This is a genomic window from Niallia sp. FSL R7-0648 (genome assembly GCF_038007005.1).
In the GTDB taxonomy this organism is placed as follows: domain Bacteria; phylum Bacillota; class Bacilli; order Bacillales; family Cytobacillaceae; genus Niallia; species Niallia circulans.
On the sequence record NZ_JBBOWE010000001.1, the window covers coordinates 872,159 to 897,982 of the forward strand.

A 25,824-nucleotide genomic window follows, 5' to 3' on the forward strand; every position below is an offset into this window, starting at 1 on the left:
TGGATGGATAAACAAATATGGAATGTGTTAATTGCTGATGATGAACCTATTATTCGGGAAGGGATACGGAATGCCATTGATTGGTCTGCACTTCAGATGAATGTTATAGCGGAAGCGGAGGATGGGGAAGAGGCGATAGAGCTTTCGCTGATGCATTCTGTCGACATCCTCCTTATAGATATAAATATGCCAATTGTAAATGGACTAATGGTGATTAAACAGGTAAAAGCAAAGCTGCCAGACTGCCAAATTATTATTATAACGGGTTATGATGAATTTAAGTATGCCCAAGAAGCCGTTCGATTAAATGTATTCGATTATTTATTAAAACCTATCGATCCAGATCATCTAATGGGATTGTTAAATAAGATTAAAATGGAGTTAGTAGAAGTAAATAAAAAAAGGGCTTTACTGGACAGAACATCCGAACAATTCACTAAAAATCTGCCGACCTTACAACATAATTTCTTCCGTGAATGGTTAGGGGGCAAATTAACGAATGAGGAAATAAAGGAACAATTAGCTTTTTACTATTTAAATACAAGTATACCTAAACAACTAGTAGTTATTTCTTGTTTAGAATTTCTCGAAAACAAGCCTATTTTAAGTGAAAAGGAAAAAGGAGAGATTCAAGAATCGTTAAAATATCATATTCTCTTATTCTTACAACACAAGGAAATAGGTTATTTTCATGATGAATCAGGACTGATTGTCCTAATTATCTGGCAAACTATCACTAATGAGGTGGCTTTACAGTTGGAGGAATCTATCAGAAAAGAACTAAAAATGTCTATTGCCACCTATATAAATAACAATGAAGTGGATTACAAACATCTCTTTTCCTTATATAAAATCTGTAAAGAAATGATCCAACAGGAAATGAATATTTCACCTATTGTGAGAAGAGCAAAGAGTATTATTGACCATCAATATGCGGATTCTTCCCTTTCACTTGAAAAAGTTGCGATCACTTTACAGGTATCTCCTGTTTATTTAAGCAGACTAATGAAGCAGGAATTAAAAGTAAGTTTCGTCCAGCTCCTTACAACGAAACGAATGAAACAGGCAATATATTTACTTCAATCAACAGATTATCCAATTATCACAATATCTCAGCTAGTCGGATATGAAACGCAGCATTATTTTAGTACAGCATTTAAAAAGATTATGGGTGTTTCCCCTAATAAATATCGCAGAAATATTATGGAGGAAACAAATAATATACAGTGAAGGAGTAGAGGCCATGAAAAAGGGGCTTCTTTTTTTATGAAATAAGACTAAACGCAGCTCGGGAAAATAGGTGGGAGATCAACTGTCCGTATAGCCAATTATTCAACTAATGATCAGTAGAGGGATAGAGAAGACAACATAGATATTATTTTCTTAATTAAAATGAAAGCGTTTTAATTTAAGTTAAAAAAGTATAAAAATAGTAAATTATTTGAAAAGACCATACTTGAGGCAGATGCTATAGTAAGTTTAGTCAAAATAAAAGCTTAAGACAAATGTAGAAAGGGGGAAGTTTGTTTGTGTAAAAAAGTGTTTACATTTATTGCTGTCATTGTACTAACATTTATTACTGCTGCATGTGGAGTTGAAAAAACTTCTGGAGAGTCAAAAGGGTTTATTGGTATTTCCATGCCTACCAAATCATCAGAAAGATGGGTAAATGATGGAGAAAATATGAAAAAACTGTTTGAAGAACTTGGCTTTAAAACAGATTTACAATATGCAGAGGATGTGATTGAGAATCAAACAGCACAAATTGAAAATATGATTACAAAAGGTGTAGATATTCTTGTCATTGCCCCCATCGATGACCGATCCGGATTAACAGGCGTTCTAGAGAGAGCACATAAGGATGGCATAAAAATTATTTCGTATGACCGTTTAATACAGCACAGTGAATATGTAGATTATTATGCAACATTCGATAATTTTAAAGTAGGAGAGCTGCAGGGTCAATATATTGAGGAGAAGTTAGGATTAAAAGATTCTGAAGGGCCATTTAATATAGAGATTTTTGCCGGATCTCCAGATGATAACAATGCATACTTTTTCTTCGATGGAGCAATGTCAGTCCTTCAGCCATATATAGATTCTGGCAAACTAGTCGTAAGAAGTAAGCAGACAAAATTTAGTCAAGGAGCGACACTCCGCTGGGATGGAGCATTAGCTCAAGCCAGAATGGATAATTTATTAAGTGCTCATTATTCCTCTGAACGGATAGATGCCGTCTTGTCTCCCTATGATGGGATTAGTATTGGGGTTATCTCGTCATTAAGGGGTGTTGGCTATGGAAGCAAAGATAAACCGATGCCGATTATAACAGGACAAGATGCAGAGCTTGCTTCTATTAAAGCAATTATAAATGGAAGACAAACGCAAACCATTTTCAAAGATACACGAGAATTAGCTAAGAAAGCAGTGGAAATGGCAAGGGCTTTACTCAATGGAGAGGAAGCAGAAGTAAATGATACGGAAACATATAACAACGGAAAAAAAGTAGTTCCTGCTTATCTTTTGAAACCGGTTTCTGTGGATATAGAAAATTATGAAGCTGAATTAGTCGATACGAATTATTATACGAAAGAGCAGCTGGGGCAGTAATAGTAAAAAAAATAGAGGTGGTGAAGGACATGGCAAATATAATTCTTGAAATGCAAAATATTACGAAGGAGTTCCCAGGGGTTAAAGCTTTAGATGATGTTAATTTAAAGGTTAAGCAAGGAGAAATACACGCCCTTTGTGGGGAAAATGGTGCTGGTAAATCAACTTTAATGAAGGTATTGAGCGGAGTTTATCCACATGGTACTTATTCTGGAGATATTTTCTTTCATAATGAGGTTTGCACATTTAAAGACATCAAACAAAGTGAAGAGCTAGGAATCGTAATTATCCATCAAGAGCTTGCATTAGTGTCGGAATTGACGATAGCAGAAAACCTCTTTTTAGGAAATGAAATCGTTAACAAAGGCGTTATTGATTGGAATAAAACAATTTTGCGTACAAGGGAATTGCTTAAAAAAGTCGGATTAAGTGAATCACCAAATACAAAGGTAAGTGATATTGGAGTAGGTAAACAACAATTAGTAGAAATCGCAAAAGCTTTATCAAAGGATGTTAAGCTGCTTATTTTAGATGAACCAACAGCTTCTTTAAATGAGAATGACAGCGAAAACTTACTAAATTTATTATTAGAACTTAAAAAACAAGGAATGTCTGCCATCATTATATCTCATAAACTGAACGAAATTGAAAAGGTTGCCGATTCTATCACCATTTTAAGAGATGGAAAAACGATTGAGACATTGGATGTAAAGAATGATCAGGTGGATGAAAACAGAATTATCAAAGGAATGGTAGGAAGAGATCTTACCAATCGTTATCCAGAGCGAATTCCCCATATTGGAGAGGTTGTTTTTGAGGTAAAAGACTGGAATGTTTACCATCCAAAGCATATGGATAGGAAAGTAATCGATAATGTCTCCTTAACGATTAGAAGGGGAGAGATTGTCGGGATTGCTGGATTAATGGGAGCTGGACGTACCGAATTAGCAATGAGCTTATTTGGAAGAGCATATGGAAAGAATATCAATGGAAAAATAATAAAAAATGGGAAAGAAGTGCAATTCAAAGATGTAACTGCAGCAATAAATAATGGACTAGCCTATGTTTCGGAAGATAGAAAAGGTAATGGTTTAATTTTAATGGAAGACATTAAACAGAATATTACGCTTGCAACGCTTGACCGTATTTCTAAACATGCTGTGTTAGATAAGAATCAAGAGATAAAGGTTGCAGAAGAATATCGGCAGAAATTCAGAATAAAAACACCAAGCATCTTTCAAAAAGCTGGAAATCTGAGCGGCGGTAATCAACAGAAAATCGTATTAAGTAAATGGGTATTTTCAGAGCCAGATATCTTAATTTTAGATGAACCTACTAGAGGAATAGACGTTGGTTCTAAATATGAAATTTATACAATCATTAATGATCTTGTCAATGAGGGAAAAAGTATTCTGATGATTTCGTCTGAATTACCAGAGCTATTAGGGATGTGTGACCGTATTTATGTAATGAATGAAGGGCGCATAACAGGAGAAGTTCTTAAAGAAGAAGCAAATCAAGAGAAATTAATGAAATATATGACCAAAAGTAAAGTAAGGGGGTAAGCGAACAATGCAGCCACAAATAAAACCAAATCCAGTAGGTTCACAAAAAAACAAATCACTTTTTCATGTTAATTTCCGTCAATATAGTATGATTATCGCTTTAGTATTCATTATGGTATTGTTTCAAATTATTACGGATGGTTTATTACTAAAACCCTTAAATATTACAAACTTAATCTTACAAAATAGCTATATATTAGTTCTGGCAGTTGGAATGTTACTTGTTATCGTCACGGGACATATTGATTTATCGGTAGGATCGATTGCCGCATTTGTTGGCGCCATCTCTGCCATTATGATGGTAAATTATGAAATGTCTCCATTTTTAGCAATCGTCATTTCTTTAGTATTAGGTGCTGTTATCGGAGCATGGCAAGGTTTTTGGATTGCGTATGTCCGTATTCCAGCATTTATAGTCACACTAGCAGGAATGCTCCTATTTAGAGGGTTGACGATGATTGTATTAGAAGGGAAATCGATTGCTCCTTTTCCTGAATCCTTTCAGAAAATCAGCTCTGGATTTATTCCTGATATAAGTGGAGGATCATTGCATCTATTAACGATTTTAATTGGTGCTGTTTTATCTATCATCATCATTTTCCTTCAATTAAAAAACAGAAGGAATCAATTAAAACATCAATTTGATGTTCAACCATTTGGGCTGTTTGTATCGAAGTTAGTAGGAATGATTTTAATTTTGAATATCTTTACCTTTGTTCTCGCAACCTATGAGGGCATCCCCAATATTTTAATTGTATTAGGTATTCTGATTGTTATCTATACATTTGTAACAAACAAAACAAAAGCAGGAAGACATATTTATGCAATTGGAGGAAATGAGAAGGCGGCTTTGCTTTCTGGGATTAAAACGAAAAAGATGACATTTATGGTGTTTGTTAATATGGGAGTACTTTCTGCATTGTCTGGTCTCTTATTCGCTGCACGTTTGAATGCGGCTACTCCAAAAGCTGGTAATCTTTTTGAACTTGATGCCATTGCAGCTTGTTTCATCGGTGGAGCTTCTGCATATGGGGGCATTGGAACCATACCTGGAGCAATTATTGGTGGTTTGGTAATGGGAATCATGAATAATGGAATGTCACTAATGGGACTTGGCATTGACTGGCAGCAAGGAATTAAAGGGCTTGTACTTTTAGCAGCTGTAGCCTTTGATATTTATAATAAAAACAAAGCACAATAGTTTGATGGAAGGGATGGAGTAAGGATTATCTTATTTCATCCTTTTTTTATGGAAGGGCTTCTTATTAAAACGAAAAATATGCTATAGTAATAAACATATATCAACTTAATCCCAAGAAAACAAAAATGGAGGGAGAACTTCGAAAGTGCTTGTAGCAGAAAGACGTAGAAAAATTGTGGAGCTTGTGAATGAAAGATTAAGTATACGCGTATCAGAATTAAGTGAAATTTTTTCGGTAACGGAGGAAACGATTAGAAGAGATTTAGAAAAATTAGAGCAGGATAAGCTTTTGATGAGAAGTCATGGAGGGGCAGTGAGTATTGAAAAAGAACCTAGCGATACTCCTTTCATGGAGAGAGAGGTTACGAACGCAGAGCAAAAGAGAGCAATAGCCCGAGAAGCGGTAAAGCGCATACAGCCTGGAGAACAAATCATCTTGGATGGTAGTACTACTGCCTGGTATATGGCGTCACAATTACCTGATATGCCTTTAACTGTGATTACTAATTCTATTAAAGTAGCTTTGGAATTAAGTAAGAAGGAACAAATTAAAGTAATATCAACAGGTGGAATGCTTTTGTCGAAATCATTATCTTATGTAGGACCACTGGCTGAACGTTCCCTTGAACAATATTATGTTAGTAAGTTGTTTCTATCATGCAAAGGAGTAGATGTGCAAAGTGGTCTAAGTGATGCTAATGAATGGCAGGCATTATTAAAGAAGCAGATGATGAATATAACATCAGAGGTTACTCTTCTTGTTGATTCAAGCAAATTCGGAGTAAAGACATTTGCTCATATTGCCAATCTAGATCAAATACAATATGTTATTACAGATGAACGTATTCCGGAAGAATATGAAAATTGGTTTCAAGAAAAAAATATCTCTTTTCAGGTCGTTCCATCATAAAAAAATCTGTTCAAGCTTACGGGCGGAAAATGAAGAAAGATAGCACCAATATTTTTGAAAATATATTGGTGCTATCTTTTTTTATTTGGAGAGAAAGTGATTTTTTAAAAAAACAAAAGAAAACAAAAATGTTTCACAGTAAATACGCATAGTTAAACTGTTTTTACTTTTGAATATGTTGACTTATTTTTGTTTAAGTCGTAAAATAAGGATGTGAAAATCAAGATTAGCAGATTAAGGGAGTGAAGAGAAATGGTTGCGATTATGCAAAAGCAAAATATTTTAGATGCTCCATTTATTAAAGAAATGTGTGAAGCAACATTTAATATGTGGAATATGGGCTGGGATGAACGGAATGGAGGAAATATCAGTTATCTTTTAGAAGAAGAGTTAGTGGAACAATATTTGGATACTGGCAAAATTATTCGGTCTATCCCTCTAAAGTTTCCAGTGTCAGAATTGGCAGGGAAGTATTTTATTGTAACAGGCTCTGGGAAGTATTTTAAAAATGTGAAAAAAGATCCTGCAAATACACTTGGTGTTTTAAAAATAGATAAGAGTGGAGAAAAAGTGCATATACTATGGGGATTTGCAGATGGGTCGAATCCTACAAGTGAGTTACCCTCCCATTTTATGAGCCATATTGCACGTTTACGAGTAGACCCTAATCATCGGATTATCATGCATAACCATGCCACAAATATACTTGCAATGACATTTATGCATGATTTAGATGAAGCAAGTTTTACAAAAACACTATGGCAAATGTGTACCGAATGTATTGTTGTTTTTCCGGATGCAATCGGGATTCTGCCTTGGATGGTTCCTGGAACAGATGAAATTGGAGAAAAAACAGCAGCGAAAATGAGAGAGCATCGTTTAGTTGTTTGGCCACATCATGGAATATTTGGTGCCGGATCCACAATGGATGAAACATTCGGGCTGATTGAAACAGCAGAAAAAGCAGCACAAATTTATACGATTATTGGGGATGCTTCAAAGATTAAGCAAACCATTACGGACCAGCAGTTACAAGACTTAGCAGATGCTTTTCAAGTAGTACCTAGAGAAGGCATATTACATCTATAAAAGAGTCAGGGCAAATCGCTCTTTCTTTATAAATAATTATGTGAATTATTGAACAAACAAAAGGAGGCAAATCAAATGTGTGCACATGTATTTTATGTTCCAAGTACAAATTTAATGGGAAGAGGCTGCTTGCGGGAAGTTGGATCCCAAATAGCAGAATTAGGATTGCAAAAAGCATTAGTGGTAACAGATGCTTTTCTCAATGCTAATGGAATTGTTGCTAGAGTAGAAAAAGTCTTAGAGGATCAGAAAATAGAGTATTGCATTTATGCAGAGGTAAAGCCGAATCCAACTACAGTAAATGTATACAAAGGAGTAGAGGTATATAAAGAAAACGAATGTGATTTTATCGTATCTGTTGGTGGAGGCTCTCCTCAAGACACCGCCAAAGCAATCGGCCTTTTTGTAACAAACGGTGGAGATATTAGAGATTATGAAGGAGTAGGAAAAACGAAAAATAAATCAGTACCAATTGTTGCGATAAATACAACTGCGGGGACTTCCAGTGAATTTACCATTAACTATGTAATTACAGACGAAGAGCGCAAAGTAAAAATGGTCATGGTGGATAAAAATAGTTTAGTAACGATATCAGTCAATGATCCTGAGTTAATGCTAGATAAGCCCGCCGCATTAACAGCAGCAACCGGAATAGATGCACTGACTCATGCGATTGAAGCAATCGTAACTCCAGGAGCATATGCAGTAACAGATGCAACTGCATTAGCGGCAGTCGAGAAAATATTTACCTACTTACCGAGGGCAGTAAAAGACGGTCATGATATAGAAGCCCGGGAACAAATGACATATGTTATGTTTTTAGCTGGTATGGCATTTAATAATGCTGGTCTCGGATTTGTCCATGCGATGGCCCATCAATTAGGAGGTGTATATGACTTACCGCATGGTGTATGTAATGCATTACTCTTGCCTATTGTGGAAAGAGAAAATGCAAAAAGAGATCCACATAAGTTTCCTGCAATCGCAAAAGCAATCGGTATCTCTGTAGAAGGAAAAACAGACAGTCAATGTGCAGAGGAAGTAATTGCAGCAATTAAAGAGCTTTGTAAAATAGTGGGCATTCCTGCTAAATTATCAGAACTTGGGGTGGAAGAGGTTGATTTGGAAAAACTAGCAAGTTTTGCATTAGTGGATGCATGTGCTCCTGGAAATCCATTTCAGCCTACGAAGGAAGAAGTAATTTCTATGTATAAAGAAATTTTGTAAAGGATATATAGTGAATTAGAAAATTTTGTATATTTCTAATAGAAGGGAGTAGTTTGTAGTTACAAGACTAGACTTCTCTCTTCTATTTTTATTTATGTAATCTATCAAACTCCCATTAGTAGAGATTACTCCACTTACATGTTGATTAGTTGCAAATAGTTGGCCATTACAGGCAATTCTATACTAGAACTATCTTTCACAAGCAAGTACATGGCTTTTCATATTTGTTGAAAGAAGGATAAAATGTGTATTAATCCAAGTGAAAAACTATAATACAAAAATAAACAAACATATATTTTTTTGTTTATTTTTTATATAATGTAAAGAAAGCAATTTTTTGCTCATCAAGCAAAGAAAAAGGGTTAGGTGAAGAAGGGATGCGGAGAAATCCAATAATAATTTTAATAGTTTTGATTATTGTAAGCGGATGCACAGTTAATTTATCTAATCAAAAATATGAAATTATTTATCAAGAGGATAATCTTTCTGCAAAGGAAGTAGGCGATTTTTCTGCGGAAAAGAAGTATACAATTGCTGTCATACCAAAAGTAAGCGGAATTCCTTACTTTAATGCAGTAGAAGAAGGAGTAATTGAGGCTGGGAAAGATTTAAATGTACATGTGTTATATTCAGGACCATTAATAGCTGATTGGCAACAGCAAGAGCAGCTTGTGAAGGAATATATAGAAAAAGGGGTTGATGCTATTGCGGTTTCAGCAAATGATCCAGAAAAATTAGGTCCTATATTAATGGAAGCAAGGCGAAAAGGAATTGTAGTGATAACATGGGACTCGGATACAAATGAAAAGTATCGGAAATATTTTGTTAGTTCTGTTGATCCGGAGACACTAGGGAGACATGTGATGGATACTCTATCTTTAAATATAAAAGAAAAGGGTTCCTATGTAATTATTACTGGTTCCGATCATGCTGCTACTTTAAAGGAATGGAGAAAATGGATGGTTATTCACCAAGAAGAAAATTATCCAGATATGGAGCTTCTAGAAGTAAGTGAATCAAATGATAACCCGCAAAAAGCGTATATGATTGCTAAAAAATTATTGGAGAATTATCCGGATTTAAAAGGGATCATTGGAAGCTCCTCCGTAGGACCTCCCGCAGCAGCACAAGCCGTAATAGATGCGAATAAGGTTGGAGAGGTTGCAGTCGTGGGTTTATCGAGTCCTAATTTAGTACGTCCCTATATAAAGAAGAACGCGATACAGGTTGGGACCCTATGGAGCCCCCAAAAATTAGGATATTTAACCGTCAGTGTAACAAAGGAGATTTTATTGGGGAATAAAGTGGCAGATAATATGTCATTTGAAAATGTTGGTGTTGTTAGAGTAAAGGACGATACGATTATTATGGGGCAGCCAATTGATTTTACAAAGGAGAATATCGATCAATATGATTTCTAACCGAGTATATCTCTTTAAGCTAGAACAAGCCCCTTTAAAGCGTAAGTTAATCATTATTTATATAATAATGACAGTTATTCCTATGGGGATATTAGGATATATTACATATAACCAAAATACAAAAGCAATAGAGGAACAAGTAGGAGAATATATTCCTAGATTATTAAATCAAGCGAATAAAAATATTGAAAATGAGTTAAACCTGTTAAATGATTTACCAAATGCCATTTACAATTCTAAAGAAATAATGTCCATTCTTAGAAGTACTCCCTACAAAGAAAAATCAGCTTTTTTACAAGAACGATATATAGTAGAAAGTTTTTTATCAAACAATTATTTAAACAGTAATCGATCTGATATTTTAGCAGCATTTTTGATAACGAATAATGGGAATTACATAAGTACAAAAGTTAAATTTAATGGAATGGATGTTGAAAACTCTATTCTTCCTTTTGGAGAATTGCATGACTTAGCTGGTGAAACGCCAATAATTTTGCCAAATAAAACAAATTTAACTTTTGAAAAGGATATCCCATTTATTTTATTAGTAAAGGAACTTACAGATTTCGAAAACAGGGAAAGTTTAGGTGCATTAATTATTGCAATAGATGTGAATTTTATTGGAAGAATAATAAATGACATTGATAAAGACAATAAGGCTACAATGTGGTTAATGGATGAGAATGGATATATTATATATCATCCTGATAAAACACAAATTGGCCAAACCGATAGTGGGGCTGCGGAATATCCTCTATTAAATGGTAGTTTTCGTACAGTTAATCATAAAAAGGAAAATATCTTGTATAGTATGAATCAATCAGTGAATAAACATTGGATTCTTGTTCATAGTATCCCAATGAAATATTTAACAGAAAGAACAGATACTGTGAAGAATTATACCCTAACCATTTTTTTGATTTTAACCATTATTACAACAGTGATTTCGATTTTTATCGCTTGGTCTGTAACTAAACCAATTAAGCAACTTGGTAAAGTAATGAAGGAAGTGGAAGGTGGCAATTTACATGTTACAATCCCTCCAATGAATAAAGATGAAGTTGGGGAGTTAGCTGAAATCTTCCGGTCCATGTTGGAGCAGTTGAGAATACTAATTCAGAAAAACTATGAAATTGAGTTACAGCAGCGAAACGCACAGATTTATGCACTACAATCACAAATAAATCCGCATTTTATGTACAATACATTAGAAACAATAGGGGCAGTTATTGAGGAAGAAGACAAGGAAACAGCTATCGTTATGGTGGAAATCCTTGGTCAAATGTTGAGGTATTCATTAAGTGGCAGTGAAAGCCTAGTGCCTATTCATATGGAACTTACTCATATTAAAAACTATTTAACATTGCAGAAAATTCGTTTTGAGGAAAGAGTCAGCTATGAAATTATAGGAGAAAATCAGCTTCCTCTATGCTATTCACCTAAATTTATTATTCAACCAATTATCGAAAACGCCTTTAAATATGGGATGAAGAAGAGGAAAAGATTAATAATCTCTATTAATCTTCTTGTTGAGGAAAAAAACTTAAAGATTATCGTAAAGGATAATGGTCCTGGTATTAACAATGAAATGCTTCAGAGCATACAAAATAATCTAAATAAGAAAGATTATTTCACAAGAGAATCAGGGCTGGGATTGGCAAATGTTCATGCAAGAATTAAAATGCTATTTGCTCAGCATAATGGAATAACAATTGAGAGCTCGGAGTCCTTTGGAACGACAGTAACGATTGTACTACCTCTGATTACGAATCCCTGTATGACTTTCGATAAAAGGGTAGAAGGTAGGGAAGAATATGGAGAGAATTAAAATTATTATTGTAGATGATGAACCGAAAATTTTAAAACGAATCGTACGGATGGTTGAAGCCCAGGGAGAAATATGGGACATTATTGGTGCCTTTTCTGATGGAATAGAAGCTATCGAAAAAATAGAACAGAAGAAACTTATCTTTGATTTACTTCTAACAGATGTTCAAATGCCAGAAATTTCAGGCCTTCAGCTTATAAATAGATTAAAAGAAAAATTTTCCTTTGAGTCTATTATTATTAGTGGATTTGATGATTTTGTCTATTTACAAACTGCTTTAGAAGAAGGTGTTTCCAATTACTTATTAAAACCTATTCATCGAGATCAGTTAAAAGATGTTTTGCTGCAAGCGCAAAAAAAAATTATAGCAAAAAGAAAAGGAGAAGAAGAAAAGGAACAGCTTTTAAGAAAAGCAAAGGAGTTAGATTATACTAAGCAATTATATTATTTAAGTCAATTACAAGGAGAGGATCATTCGGAAGAAGAAAAAAAGAAGTGGCGAGAGTTATTAGGAAAGGGATCATTTCAGTTATTATACATTTGCTTGGATCAAAATATAAAACAGGCTTGGTCTGATGAGTATACGGCTTGGTTGAAGCATGCGAACAATCATATTTTGTCCTCTTTACAGGTTACGCTAGAAGAATGGTCTCCTTCTCTCATTATTCGAAATTGGATATGGAGAGATGATTTATTTTCAATATGGATGCTAATAGAATATCGAGATTCTGAACAATTAGATAGTGATGTAGAAGCATTTTTGAGACTATGGAAAGAAAGAATTAAAAGTGTCACTAAAAATACTGTTACAATTGCTGTTAGCTCCCCGTTTACAAGCTTGGAAGAATTCGTCACAAATCAAAGGAACTTAGAAAATATGATGATGAATAGAATGATTTACGGCTGTAATAAAGTGTTTTGGCTAGAACATTTGTCTGTATATAAGGAGGAGAATAAAAAAGAAAGTTCAGAAATTATCAAATCCATTCAGCAAGTTTTATTTAGTCTAGAAAATGAGGGAAAGGAGGAAGTAATTGCAGCTCTCAAAGATTATTTTAAAAAGTTACGACTAATCAAAGCTGCAAATGTTTTAGAAGAAGCAGTTCATTTACTTGGAATTAGAATTGTGAATAGATGGGTTGAATTAGAAGGGTTCGGAGAAGAAAGAGTACTTTTTCGGGAGGTCATTTCCTTAACCAAAAATACAGCTGATTTTTATCAATTACAGGATAAAATCAAGTTTTGGGTGTTTTCTGTAATGGATAAAATTCAAGCAGCAAAAAGAAAAAATAAAAATTCTGTTCAAAAAGCGAAAGAGTATATTCAAGCACATCTAGGAGAAGCGATAACAATTAAATTAATTGCTCAACAGGTATACATGAGTCCAACTTATTTCAGTGCTTATTTTAAGGAACAGACAGGAGAAACAATCCTAGATTATATTACCAAAACAAGATTGAAAAGAGCAACGGAATTATTGGAAACAACAAATCACAAAATAGCAGATATTGCTGTTCAAATAGGCTACCAGGATACAAAATATTTTAGTAGATTGTTTAGGCAATGGTATGGATACACTCCTTCTCAATATAGAGATGCACATCGAAGAAGAGAAGGATGAATAATAACAATAGATAAAGTTTTGGCTATCGAAATCAAGTTAAAAAGGATTTCTGGTAGCCTTTTTTGATAGAAAGAATTGTGTTGATTTTCATTCCTTTTTTTCACCTTCTAATATTTCCTTTATATAAAATGAGAACCTTATTAAAAAACATTTTTTTATCCCCCTATTCTTATTATTGTCTCCTATTATGCTAAAATTCCCTGCGTTAATATGTAGATAACAGTGATGTAATTGCTTTCAAAATATAGAAGGGAGTTATTAGAAGATGCAAAATCGAACCAGAATAGCAAGCATGATGCAAGTGTACAAGAATCATTATGAAGAATATGAGAAGAGACATAATGAACTATGGCCAGAGATGGAGAAGACGTTAAAGTCTCATGGAGTGCATCATTATTCTATTTTCTTAGAAGAAGAATCAGGCCAATTATTTGCTTATTTAGAAGTTGAGGATGTAGACACTTGGGAGAAAGTATCGGAAACGGACATTTGCAAGAAATGGTGGAACTATATGGAGCCTTTAATGAAAACGAATTCAGACAAAAGTCCTGTTAGTAAGCCACTAAAAAGTGTATTTTATCTTGAATAGAAAGGAAGATCTGGGATGACTACTGCTATAAAAAAAAATAATAAAAAGGCTACGATTACAGTAGCTATGTCCAATTATCTTGAGGCGGGTTCCATTGTTGCTGGTGCTGGTGGATTGACGCTTTGGATGGAATACCTGCATTTAGATGATTTTAAGCTTGGTTTATTGGGTGCATTAAGTGCTAATGGGTTTGGCTCCGCAATAGGTGCTTTAATAGGCGGTATTTTGGTAGATAAATATGGAAGAAAATTTATCTATAAATATGACCTTCTTGTTTATATGATTGGTGTTTTATTAATTACTTTATCTTTTAACTTTCCAATGCTATTAGTTGGTTATGTTGTTACAGGTATTGCTGTAGGTGCTGCGATTCCAGCTGCTTGGACATATATTGCAGAAGAAGCACCTGATAAGGAGAGGGCAGCTAGAATAGGCTATGGTCAGTTAGCATGGTCAGTAGGACCAGCAATATCATTATTATTATCTGTATTATTAGCACCATTAGGTTTATTAGGGAGTAGAATAATATTTGCCCAACTTTTTGTAATCGCTTTAATAACGTGGGTTATGCAACAGCAAATCAATGAATCTGTTATTTGGGAAGAAGAGAAACAGAAAGAAAAAGCGCAAATACAAAATGGGGAAAAAATCGCCAATCCTATTAAAGAACTTTTCTCTATTAAAGCAAATCGTCAAGCAATCGTTCTTTTAATCGGAATTTATGTGTTCTGGAATTTAGTGGCAGGAGTGATGGGTTACTTTATGCCATATATCTACGAAACTGTTGGTGGATTAACAGCTGCGCATGCTAATTTATTACAAGCCTTCCTATGGATATTAACTGTTGCATCCACTTATTTTGTCTTTATTAAATTAGGAGATAAGGTAAATAGAAAACTACTTTATACAATTGGAGCAGTGTTAGGAATTGTTGCTTGGTTAGTATTATCTTTAGGATCTATGGGAATGTTTGAATTATTTACATTTGTAATTTTATGGGGTGTTGCAGCTGGTTTTGGAGCGCAGGCATTTTACGGCTTGTGGTCCAGTGAGTTGTTTCATACAAAATATAGAGCTAAAGCACAAGGCTTCTTATTTGCAACGGCACGTATTTCTGTGGGCTTAATTTCCCTAGTAGTACCATTAATGATTACTACTTTAGGATTTAAAACTTCTGGTTTAATTATGATTGGATTTTTGTTAATTGCCGCAATCGTGGGATTTGTTATGGCACCAGAAACGCGGGGCAAATCATTAAAGGAAATAGAAAAAGAGAGATATACAGCATAAATAATAAAGGATGTCTTAAAGAGTTAACTAACTATTTAAGACATCCTTATCTTATTCTACGACCCGCTTCAAGCCAATACTAGCTAAAGCCGTGTGTAAATTGGCACATGTGGTAATTTTGCTAAAGTCGATTCCTAATGAAATAATTGTTTGAGCAATTTCTGGTCTAATACCAGAAACGATGGATTTAACACCAATTAGGTCTAAGGCATGAACGACTTTAAATAAATTGTCTGCCACCATTGTATCGACGATTGGCACCCCTGAAATATCCAAAATGAGATATTCGATTTTTAAATTGGCAGATTCCTGCAACGCAACTTCTAAAATTAATTGAGACCGCTGTGTATCAATTTCCCCAATAAGAGGAATGATGGCCGTTTCTTTTGCTATTGGAACAACTGGAACAGACAGCTCTTCTAAAGCGGTATAAGCAAGCTTCATAATCTGCGTGTTATGCTCTTCATAAATATGCCCTATGTAAGCACTAATTTCATCGAGTATAGGATCAATAATCTTGCCAACATCCAACATGGTAATCGGCGCGAAAGATTTCTGTTCTAATTCCTCTGTGAATACGTCCCAGATTACATTTCGGTAAATCGATAAGGAACGCAGAGCAGATTGTAAGGGAATATGGTTCTTTACAAAGGCTTTCCCAGTTTTATCCGACCAATACTCAATTCCTTCCGAATCTTTCTTATCTTTTAACGCTTCAGCTAAGATAAAGAAAAGCTTAGCATTCCATTTATGCATATCTTCTTCAGCATATGGGAGAGAAAAATTAGATGTCTGCTGTTGTAAAAATTGTGAAAGCAGCCTATTTGTATTTTCAGCAAGGATGTCCTTGTTTTCTATGATTTTGTTCCCAATATAAGCTAATTCATCCTTCAAAATGCTCACTCCTAGTTTAAATCTATTAATAGTATACATGTTCCTACATTATATGTGGAGTAAATGAGCTTTTCCACCAGTGATAAATTAATAATTTCTCAGAAAAAAAGAATGGAGTTTAAGCTTTCTATGTCTTAATTAGCCCTTTCCTTCTACTTAATTTTTTCTGTTCTTTCTGTAAAGATAATGATCAACCGTTTTACATTTCTATTTAGCATTATCTATATCAATGTTTTTTTTCTATACAAGAAAGAGAATATTATTGATTAATTAAATTAAATTCTAAAAATTATAGGGATATCTTATCAAAAAAAGCAGTAAATGACCAATGGTTTTTAAGGAATTGACAAAAATCCTTCTTTTTATGGATTACAGAAAAAAGAGCGGAAAATGTAAGGAAGTTTATACGGACAAGTTAGGGGTAGGAACTAATTGGGTTTAGGACAAAGAGGTTTTGAAAACGCATTACTAATCAGTTGACAACTTGTATATACATGTTATGATGAAAGAGAATAAAAATCATTAGTCTTGTTCAAATGCCGAATCATATCGAAGTAACATTTGCTATAATGTCAAACCGATTCGTATGCCTTTTGAGGAAGTACTAGTAATTAAATAGGAAGTAAAAAAACGTAAATATTAACTGTATTGTTTTTTTACAGACAGGAAAAAGAATATAATTTTCACATCGGTGGTGTATATAGATGAAACAAGAATGGTGGCAAAAGGCAGTTGTGTATCAAATTTATCCGAAGAGTTTTCAAGATACAACAGGAAACGGAGTAGGAGATATTCAAGGGATTATTAAAAGATTAGATTATTTAAAAGAATTAGGGGTAGATGTATTGTGGTTAACACCTATTTATACTTCTCCTCAAAAGGATAATGGCTATGATATTAGTGATTATTATTCCATTCATCATGAATATGGAACGATGGAAGATTTTGATCAGCTATTAAAGGAAGCCCATCAAAAAGGTCTGAAAGTTATTATGGATATCGTTGTTAACCATACTTCAACGGAACATGAATGGTTTAAACAAGCAGCATCTTCTAAAGATAACCCATATCGTGATTTTTATATTTGGAAAGATGGAAAAGAAGATGGCAGTGAACCAACGAATTGGCAATCTAAATTTGGCGGAAATGCATGGCAGTATGATGAAAAAACAGGCCAGTATTATTTACACCTTTTTGATGTAACGCAAGCTGATTTAAATTGGGAAAATGAGAAGCTTCGTAATGAAGTGTATAAAATGATGCAATTTTGGTTTGAAAAAGGTGTAGATGGTTTCCGTCTTGATGTCATTAATTTGATTTCAAAAAATCAAGATTTCCCAGATGATGACGGTTCCGCAGCGCCTGGAGATGGAAGGAAATTTTATACAGATGGACCTCGTGTGCATGAGTTTATCCATGAAATGAATCAAGAAGTATTTTCCAAATATGACAGTATGACAGTTGGAGAAATGTCTTCTACAACACTAGAGCATTGCGTTAAATATACAAAGCCTGAGCGAAATGAGTTAAGTATGACTTTTAATTTCCACCATCTAAAGGTTGATTATCCCGACGGAGAGAAGTGGGAAATTGGCGAAATGGATTTTCAGGCTCTGAAACAAATTTTATCTAAATGGCAAGTTGGTATGAATGAAGGGGGAGGATGGAATGCCCTTTTCTGGTGTAACCATGATCAGCCACGTATTGTTTCCCGTTATGGGAATGATGGGGAATTCCATAAGGAATCTGCAAAAATGCTTGCTACTACCATCCACATGATGCAAGGCACTCCTTATATTTACCAAGGAGAAGAATTTGGCATGACAGATCCTAAATTTACTTCGATTGATCAGTATAGAGATGTGGAATCTTTGAATATGTATAATATTTTACAAGCAAACGGTAAATCAGAAGAAGAAATTCTCGAAATTTTGCGCAGAAAATCTCGTGATAACTCTCGTACACCTGTTCAGTGGAACGGTGAGAAAAATGCTGGATTTACGGATGGAACGCCATGGATTGAAACGGCTCGAAATTATCGAGAGCTAAATGCAGAAAATGCATTAAAGGATAAAGAGTCTATTTTCTATCACTATCAAAAACTTATCCAGCTGCGGAAAGAATACAATATCATTACAGACGGAGATTATGAACTACTTGCTCCTGAAGATGATAAAATATTTGCCTATTTACGCAGTACAGATAAAGAGAAATTATTAGTCGTTAATAATTTCTATGAAGATGAAGTGACATTTACTTTACCAGAACACATTGATTGGACAGGATTAACGGGTACTATTCTTCTATCTAATTATCCTGATTCCGATTCCATGAGAGAAAGTATAAAGCTAAGAGCATATGAGTCTATTGTCTATTATATAAAGTAATAACATTTCGTGCAGATATAGGCTTTTAGAAATATTATTTATTAGATTTATGGGAAAATTTTTGTTATTAAGTTAAAATAGGAAGTGAATCTTTTATTGGAGGGTGCTACCTTGTTTAAAAATCTATTTAAGAGAAATAAGGAAGAAAAAACGAATACGACTCAAACTTATATTCAACCATTAGAAGGAAAGCTATTAAGCATTACAGAAGTTCCAGATCCAGTATTTGCGCAAAAAATGATGGGAGACGGCATAGCGGTTGATCCATCCAATGGCGTATTAGTTGCTCCAGCAGACGGACAAATTATGAATGTGTTTCCAACAAAGCATGCAGTAAGCATGACTGATAACAATGGAAAAGAAATCTTAATTCATGTTGGATTAGATACAGTTAGTTTAAAAGGGGAAGGGTTTACTTCTTTTGTTAAAGATGGAGATAAAGTAAAACAAGGACAAAAATTAATGGAAATTGATTTTGATGCAATTAAAACAAAGGTTCCTTCCATCATTACACCAATGGTATTTACTAACCTTGAAGAGAATGAAAAAGTGATAGTAGAAGGTAATGAGATTAGAATAGGATAAGATAATAAAAAAGCTATGAGGTAAATTTGCCTTATAGCTTTTTTATTCAGAAAAGGGATAAACACAGCCTACAGGTAAAACTGTAGGATTTTTTATATGTGTTTGAAATTCCCCCTTATCCAGAAAAAATTATAATTTCTCCTCTTTCTTTAGATATAAATTTATAAAAAGTATTTTTTTGTCTTCGCTACAGTAATAAGCGTAAAGAACAATAATATCCTCCAAAAAAGGGACAGTCTTATAAGTTTCTCCTCCAAATTACTCAAAAATGCGCCTATATCTTACTAAACCTAAGGAAACAACCTATGCATCATTAGTAGCCTGTACATATAATGGCATGAAAATACTAAGAGAAGAGGTGAAAGAATGAAAGTTGTAATTTTATGTGGGGGCAAAGGAATGAGAATGAGAGGCTTAACAGAGAATATACCAAAAGCCTTAGCTGATGTTAATGGGAAGCCGATTATATGGCATATTATGAAGCATTATAGTGAATATGGTCATCAAGAGTTCATTTTGCCAGTGGGCTATAAAGGAGACCAGATAAAAGATTACTTTGTTAATTCAGCCTGGAGAAACAATAATATACAAATTGATTTAGCAAACAATCAATATACCATTCTAGAAAAAACAGAGCCATGGACAATAACTTGTATAGATACTGGTCAAGATACAATGACTGGAGCACGAATTAAACAGTTAGAACCATATATGGATGATGATATCTTTCTATTAACCTACGGGGATGGTTTGTCTGATATTGATTTAGATAAACTTATTGCCTTTCACAAAGAAAAAGGAAAAGCAGTTACACTTACAGGCATCAAAAAAAATAATCAATATGGAGTACTTGATATAGAAGATGGAATTGCTAATCGCTTTTCCGAAAAGCCGATTTTAGATGACTGGATTAATGGGGGATTTTTTGTTTGTAATAAGGAGTTCTTTCAGTATCTATCAGCCCAGCCAGATTGTGTGTTAGAGGAAGAGCCATTAAGAAAGTTAATTGAAAAGAGAGAACTTGCTGTCTATTTGCATGAAGGAACATGGATATCTATTGATACGCCAAAGGATTTGGAAGACGCAAGAAAGATTTGGAAAAAAGAACAATAGATATAAGGGAGAGAGAGGATTGCCATGAAATGGCTAAAAAGAAATATCATATCAGACTTTTTAAAAGCATTGTCGAGTAATGAGAAACAAGAAAAGTCAGCCACGTTAAATATTCAACTATTTTCAAAAGAGATTTCGGTGAAGTTTCACATTGATAATTTAGTTGACGTCGTAAATGGTGCTAAAAAAAATAATAAGGTGTTAGCTTTACCTTCTCCAAAGAAAGAGATTACATCAGAAAATAATGCGGATGCAAAAAGTAGTATAATTTGTGAAACGAATAATAGTTCTCCAAGAAGTAAGGAGAAATTAGCGCAAGAAGAAGCATTATCTCAAGAAAAGGTCCAAGAAGAAGCATTATTTCAAGAAAAGGCCCAAGAAGAAGCATTACCTCAAGAAAAGGCCCAAGAAGAAGCATTATCTCAAGAAAAAGCGCAAGAAGAGGTATTAGCGAAGGAAAAAGCGAAACAAGCAGCATTAGTGAAGGAAAAAGCGAAACAAGCAGCATTAGTGAAGGAAAAAGCGAAACAAGCAGCATTAGTGAAGGAGAAAGCGAAACAAGCGGCATTAGCGAAGGAGAAAGCGAAACAAGTAGCATTAGCAAAGGAAAAAACGAAACAAGGAGCATTAGCCCAAGTAAAAGTAATAGAAGAAGCCTTAGCGAAGGAAAAAGCGAAACAAGCAGCATTAGCAAAGGAGAAAGCGAAACAAGCGGCATTAGTAAAGGAACAAGCAAAACAAGCAGCATTGGCGAAGAAAAAAGCGAAACAAGCAGCATTAATAAAGGAAAAAGCGAAACAAGCAGCATTAGCCCAAGAAAAAGCAAAGCAAGCCGCACTAGCGAAGGAAAAAGCAAAGCAAGAAAAGCTAGCTCAAGAAAAAGCAAAACAAGAAGCATTAGCAAAGGAAAAAGCAAAACAAGAAAAGCAAAGAAAGGAAAAAGCGAAACAAGCAAAGCAAGAAGCACTAGCGAAGGAAAAAGCAAAACAAGAAGGCAAAGAAAAAGCAAAACAAGAAGCATTAGCAAAGGAAAAAGCAAAACAAGAAGCATTAGCAAAGGAAAAAGCAAAACAAGGAAAAAGCAAAACAAGAAGCAAGCAAAGGAAAAAGCAAAACAAGAAGCATTAGCAAAGGAAAAAGGAAAAGCATTAGCAAAAAAAGCAAGAAGAGCATAGCAAAGGAAAAAGCAAAACAAGAAGCGTTAGCGAAGGAAGAACGTACAAAGCAAGCAATTACAAGAAAAGGCAAAGCAAGAAGCATTAGCGAAGGAAAAAGCAAAGAGGCAGAAAAAGCAAAGCAAGAAAAAGCGTCAAGAAAAAGCAAAACAAGAAGCGTTAGCGAAGGAAGAACGTACAGCAATTACACGAACAGAGGAGAAAAAATCATCCCTCTCTGAACCAATTGCAGCAACAAACCAAAATTTCTGTGTCATTGCCGGCAAAGAATATTGCATTAAGATTATGGCGGTTTATGAGTCTCTTGCTAAAAATAGTGATAACTTCAACTTATGGGTGTGTTGTATGGATGCTATTACGCACAAATTTTTAAATGAAAAAAATCTTAAAAATATGCATCTTATTAGAGTAGAAGAAATAGAGAATGATCAATTAAGAGCAGTTAAACAAGAACGAATGATTAATGAATATTGCTGGACATTAAAATCTTTCTTAATTGAATATATCTTAAAAAATAATGATATTGAGCAAGTATTATACTGCGACGGAGATATTTATTTCTTCTCTAATCCAGCAAGTATTTTTAATGAGTGGGGTTCTGCTTCCATCTTTTTGACTCCACAAAGAGATCTAGAGTGGGTAGAACAAAAATATGGAAAGTACCAAGCAGGTATTATTGGATTTAGAAAAGATGCAATTGGATTGTCAGCTGTTCAATGGTGGAAGGATCGCTGCATTGAATGGTGCGGAGTAGTTGAGAGCAATGGACGTTTTGGAGATCAAAAGTATTTAGATCAATTGCCGAAAATGTATGATAACGTGCGCATATCTTCTAATTTAGGAGTAAATGCTGCACCTTGGAATATTATCTACAATAATGATTTCAACGTTTCTTTACAAGGAGATAAAGTTTTTATCAATAATGATCCACTTGTTGCTTATCATTTTTCCTGTATAACCATATATGATAGTGATAAATATGATTTATGGAGTATGCATCAAATAAATATTCAAAAGGAAATTATGAATTATATTTATGTTCCATACCTTGATCTTTTAGAAAAGCTAATCAAAAACTATCAAAATAGTTATCCTGGTATTATTAAGGCAACATTATCAACAAAAGACTTTCTTCAAGCGAAGACAAAATACCAATCAACAAAATTGAAAAAAAGAATGATTAAATACGATAATTATTTATTATTAACCTCCATATTTAGTAAAGAATATTTAGTTAAAGGACTTGCAATGTATCACTCGCTTAGCAGACAAATAGATAATTTTCACATGTGGATTTGTACAATGGATTCAGAAACCTATGATGTCTTATCCAATCTAAACTTAAAAAATGTCACGCTAATACCAGTAGAGTCCTTTGAAACTTCACAATTAAAAGAGATAAAACAACAACGAACGCTGCAAGAATATTGTTGGACAATAAAAGCGACGTTACTGGAACACTTACTATCCACACACGCAGAGATTGACCATCTCTTCTATTGTGACAGTGATTTATATTTCTTCTCCAACCCACTTTCTGTAATTGATGACTTTGGTAGATTTTCTGTTTATTTATGTCGTCAACGCGGAACGGATATACTGGAACATTTCCATGGACAATATCAAGCAGGATTTATCGGCTTCAAAAACGAACGTAATAGCCGAAAAATTCTAAATTGGTGGAAGAAGAAGTGTTTAGAAGAATGTTCAGAGGTTTATAACGATAAACGTAAATCATGGGGAGATCAATTGTATTTAGACCGCATCCCTGAATTATTTGAAAATATTAAAGTGAATCAAAACCCAGGAATTAACGCTGCTCCATGGAATCTTATTTTGAATAATACAGAACAAGAAGTAACCATGAGGGAGAATAATGTATATATTGACAATAACCCATTGATATTTTATCATTTCGGAAGTCTGCTGATCTTAAATGAGAATGAATTTGATTTGTGGAAGCTAGAAAAAGTAGATATTTCTTCCTCCACTTTAACGTATATTTATCATCCGTATTTAACGAAAGTAAGGGAGATATTGAGCAGCTTATCTAATGACGCCCAATTCTTTGCTAATCTTCCTAGCGGATATATAGCCAAAAATCCTTATTCCATTGCCTCATTATAAGAGGTGGGTGATATGAAGTTAAAAAATAAAAAAGTGTTAGTCACAGGTGCTTATGGTTTTATTGGATCCCATCTTATTAAACAGCTTGTGAAAGAAAATGCGTCCATCGCTGTCATTGTTCGGGAACATTCCAATCCTTGGAGAGTACAGGAATATTTGCCTCATTTAAAAAAATATGAGGCAGATATTCAAAATCGCTCAGACATATGTCGAATTATCCATGAATTTAAACCAGATTATATTTTTCATTTAGCAGCTTATGGAACAAACCCAAGTAATAGAAATGACTTACTTGCATATGAAACTAATATTGTTGGAACGATGAATATTTTATTTGCAGCCAAAGATACCAATTGTAAAAAAATTATTTGTCTTGGCAGTAGTTCTGAATATGGAGATAAAAAGGAAAAGATTCATGAAGATATGTTATTAGAACCAGTTGATATCTATGGAAGTACAAAAGCATCATCTACTATTATTTCCCATCAGTTAGCACAGGAATATAAGCTTCCCATTATCACCTTACGGGCATTTAATATTTTTGGGGAAGCAGAAGATAATCATAAATTATTCTCTCATATAATTGGAAAAGTACTGCGTGGTGACGAGGTGAAATTAACGTCATGTGATCAATACCGTGATTATAGTTATGTCGGCAATATCGTCGATGGCTTAATCCTTGCAGCCACATATGAAGGAAGTAATAATACGATATTAAATATAGCTTCTGGAAATGCCTATCCTTTACGATATTTTGTTGATTTGATTTATCACCATTTAGGTACAAAGCAAGTACCATTATATGGCGCCATTCCCAAAAGGGAGAATGAAAGAAATGCGCCTATCCCTGATATTACAAAGATTCAAAAAGTGCTTGGATGGACTCCAGCTGTTTCCATAGAAGAGGGGATAAAGAAAACCATTGCCTGGTATAAAAGTTATTATCATTTTCATTAGTGGGAATGGAGGTGTTAGTTATGACAACTGATTGGCGAAAAATTTATAAAAATAAAACGGTTCTAATAACTGGTCATACTGGTTTTAAAGGTTCCTGGCTAGCTATTTGGTTAATGAAGCTTGGCGCGAATGTAATTGGTTATTCTTTAGATCCAATTGGAGAAGAGAGTTTATTTAAATTAGCAAAACTGAACAATAAAGTGAAGGATATTAGGGGAGATATTCGTGATGCTGCTAAACTACAAGCAGTTTTTGAAGAATATCAACCTGAAATCGTCTTTCATTTGGCAGCACAGCCATTAGTGAAGCAATCTTATCAAGACCCTGTCTATACGTATGAAGTGAATGTAATGGGGACAATGCAAGTGTTAGAAGCAATCAGAAAGTCACCTTCTGTAAAAGCAGGTGTAATGGTAACGAGTGATAAGTGTTATGATAATAAAGAATGGGTATGGGGCTATCGTGAAACAGACCCGATGGGAGGATATGATCCGTATAGTTCCAGTAAAGGATGCTGTGAACTATTAATCTCTTCTTATCAGCATTCCTTCTTTCCAATTGAGTCATATTCTAAGCATGGTAAGTTAATTGCTTCTGTACGAGCAGGAAATGTAATAGGAGGAGGGGATTGGTCGGAAAATCGCATTATTCCTGATAGCGTTCGTTCCTTAATGTCTGATCAAGCGATTAAATTACGCTCTCCTCATTCTGTTCGTCCGTGGCAGCATGTATTAGAGCCGCTTTCAGGTTATTTAAAAATTGGTGCCTATCTATACGAGGGAAAAACACAATACGCGGAAAGCTGGAATTTTGGACCAGAATCAGATAGTGAGATAACCGTACAACAGCTAGCCGAAAAAATTGTGGAACACTGGAATGGTGGCACATGGGAAGCAGAACCTTCTTATTCCGCAGAACATGAAGCAAAGCTTCTTAGTTTAGATATAAATAAAGCAAAGTATTATTTAGATTGGCATCCCAAATGGAATATTGATCAGACTGTTTATTATACAGTGGAATGGTATAGATTGTATCAAAAAGTGGACGTTTACGAGCTATGCTTAAAACAGATAAATGATTATGAAAAATAAAATCAGCCGATTAATAGAAGCTTTCCTTCCCTTTATTAGAGAATGGCTCCATAAAAGGGAAAGGTTTAAAGAGCTTCTATTTTATTTTTTTGTTAATCATCGGTTATACGCAACTTTTTATATGTATAAAAGGGATGTTCC

General features: G+C 34.3%; 20 protein-coding genes. 19 read left to right on the plus strand and 1 reads right to left on the minus strand.

Annotation, left to right across the window (positions count from 1 at the left end; genetic code table 11):
- Window positions 1–3 precede the first annotated feature (3 nt).
- The 12 genes from NSQ89_RS04170 (at window position 4) to NSQ89_RS04225 (ending at window position 15,354) form a co-directional block, all read left to right on the plus strand.
- The gene (locus tag NSQ89_RS04170; RefSeq protein WP_047942375.1) at window positions 4–1,230 is read left to right on the plus strand and encodes a response regulator transcription factor; all 1,227 of its coding nucleotides are present in this window, start codon (window positions 4–6) and stop codon (window positions 1,228–1,230) included.
- Between the two features lie 330 nt (window positions 1,231–1,560).
- The gene (gene chvE / locus NSQ89_RS04175) at window positions 1,561–2,610 is read left to right on the plus strand and encodes a multiple monosaccharide ABC transporter substrate-binding protein (RefSeq protein WP_235850119.1); all 1,050 of its coding nucleotides are present in this window, start codon (window positions 1,561–1,563) and stop codon (window positions 2,608–2,610) included.
- 29 nt (window positions 2,611–2,639) lie between these two features.
- Window positions 2,640–4,175 (plus strand): multiple monosaccharide ABC transporter ATP-binding protein, encoded by a 1,536-nt coding sequence (mmsA, locus tag NSQ89_RS04180; RefSeq protein WP_047942373.1) that lies wholly within the window; start codon window positions 2,640–2,642, stop codon window positions 4,173–4,175.
- Window positions 4,176–4,263: 88 nt separating this feature from the next.
- On the plus strand, window positions 4,264–5,376 hold the full coding sequence (mmsB, locus tag NSQ89_RS04185; protein ID WP_235844462.1) for a multiple monosaccharide ABC transporter permease: 1,113 nt from the start codon (window positions 4,264–4,266) through the stop codon (window positions 5,374–5,376).
- Between the two features lie 145 nt (window positions 5,377–5,521).
- Window positions 5,522–6,286, plus strand: coding sequence for a DeoR/GlpR family DNA-binding transcription regulator (locus NSQ89_RS04190; RefSeq protein ID WP_047942371.1), 765 nt, complete (start codon window positions 5,522–5,524; stop codon window positions 6,284–6,286).
- Between the two features lie 252 nt (window positions 6,287–6,538).
- Window positions 6,539–7,375 (plus strand): rhamnulose-1-phosphate aldolase, encoded by an 837-nt coding sequence (gene rhaD / locus NSQ89_RS04195; RefSeq protein WP_095258878.1) that lies wholly within the window; start codon window positions 6,539–6,541, stop codon window positions 7,373–7,375.
- 75 nt (window positions 7,376–7,450) lie between these two features.
- Complete coding sequence (locus tag NSQ89_RS04200) at window positions 7,451–8,602, plus strand: iron-containing alcohol dehydrogenase (protein WP_341132284.1); 1,152 nt, start codon at window positions 7,451–7,453, stop codon at window positions 8,600–8,602.
- Between the two features lie 377 nt (window positions 8,603–8,979).
- Entirely contained in the window at window positions 8,980–10,023 is a 1,044-nt protein-coding gene (locus NSQ89_RS04205; RefSeq protein ID WP_341132285.1) for an autoinducer 2 ABC transporter substrate-binding protein, read from the plus strand.
- Entirely contained in the window at window positions 10,013–11,851 is a 1,839-nt protein-coding gene (locus NSQ89_RS04210; protein WP_095258881.1) for a cache domain-containing sensor histidine kinase, read from the plus strand. The genes NSQ89_RS04205 and NSQ89_RS04210 overlap by 11 nt, the downstream gene beginning before the upstream one ends.
- Complete coding sequence (locus NSQ89_RS04215) at window positions 11,838–13,472, plus strand: helix-turn-helix domain-containing protein (RefSeq protein ID WP_341132286.1); 1,635 nt, start codon at window positions 11,838–11,840, stop codon at window positions 13,470–13,472. The genes NSQ89_RS04210 and NSQ89_RS04215 overlap by 14 nt, the downstream gene beginning before the upstream one ends.
- A gap of 268 nt (window positions 13,473–13,740) precedes the next feature.
- Window positions 13,741–14,064 carry an L-rhamnose mutarotase gene (rhaM, locus tag NSQ89_RS04220; RefSeq protein ID WP_095258883.1) on the plus strand — a complete coding sequence of 108 codons (324 nt, stop codon included), beginning with the start codon at window positions 13,741–13,743 and terminating at the stop codon, window positions 14,062–14,064.
- Window positions 14,065–14,079: 15 nt separating this feature from the next.
- On the plus strand, window positions 14,080–15,354 hold the full coding sequence (locus NSQ89_RS04225) for an MFS transporter (protein WP_095258884.1): 1,275 nt from the start codon (window positions 14,080–14,082) through the stop codon (window positions 15,352–15,354).
- Between the two features lie 51 nt (window positions 15,355–15,405).
- Here NSQ89_RS04225 and NSQ89_RS04230 read toward each other — a convergent pair whose 3' ends face one another.
- Window positions 15,406–16,257 (minus strand): STAS domain-containing protein, encoded by an 852-nt coding sequence (locus NSQ89_RS04230; protein ID WP_373694326.1) that lies wholly within the window; start codon window positions 16,255–16,257, stop codon window positions 15,406–15,408.
- A 695-nt stretch (window positions 16,258–16,952) separates the two neighbouring features.
- Here NSQ89_RS04230 and treC point away from each other — a divergent pair.
- The 7 genes from treC to rfbG all read left to right on the plus strand — a co-directional run bounded on the left by treC (window position 16,953) and on the right by rfbG (window position 25,683).
- Entirely contained in the window at window positions 16,953–18,635 is a 1,683-nt protein-coding gene (gene treC / locus NSQ89_RS04235; protein ID WP_047942368.1) for an alpha,alpha-phosphotrehalase, read from the plus strand.
- A gap of 111 nt (window positions 18,636–18,746) precedes the next feature.
- Complete coding sequence (locus tag NSQ89_RS04240; protein WP_047942367.1) at window positions 18,747–19,220, plus strand: PTS sugar transporter subunit IIA; 474 nt, start codon at window positions 18,747–18,749, stop codon at window positions 19,218–19,220.
- A 366-nt stretch (window positions 19,221–19,586) separates the two neighbouring features.
- The gene (locus NSQ89_RS04245; RefSeq protein ID WP_047942366.1) at window positions 19,587–20,333 is read left to right on the plus strand and encodes a sugar phosphate nucleotidyltransferase; all 747 of its coding nucleotides are present in this window, start codon (window positions 19,587–19,589) and stop codon (window positions 20,331–20,333) included.
- A 24-nt stretch (window positions 20,334–20,357) separates the two neighbouring features.
- Window positions 20,358–21,461, plus strand: coding sequence for a hypothetical protein (locus NSQ89_RS04250; protein ID WP_341132287.1), 1,104 nt, complete (start codon window positions 20,358–20,360; stop codon window positions 21,459–21,461).
- A 392-nt stretch (window positions 21,462–21,853) separates the two neighbouring features.
- A complete protein-coding gene (locus NSQ89_RS04255; RefSeq protein ID WP_144544507.1) occupies window positions 21,854–23,635 on the plus strand; it encodes a glycosyl transferase in 1,782 nt (593 codons plus the stop codon).
- Between the two features lie 12 nt (window positions 23,636–23,647).
- Window positions 23,648–24,592, plus strand: coding sequence for an NAD-dependent epimerase/dehydratase family protein (locus tag NSQ89_RS04260; RefSeq protein ID WP_047945048.1), 945 nt, complete (start codon window positions 23,648–23,650; stop codon window positions 24,590–24,592).
- A 20-nt stretch (window positions 24,593–24,612) separates the two neighbouring features.
- A complete protein-coding gene (gene rfbG / locus NSQ89_RS04265; protein WP_341132288.1) occupies window positions 24,613–25,683 on the plus strand; it encodes a CDP-glucose 4,6-dehydratase in 1,071 nt (356 codons plus the stop codon).
- The last annotated feature ends 141 nt before the right edge of the window (window positions 25,684–25,824 follow it).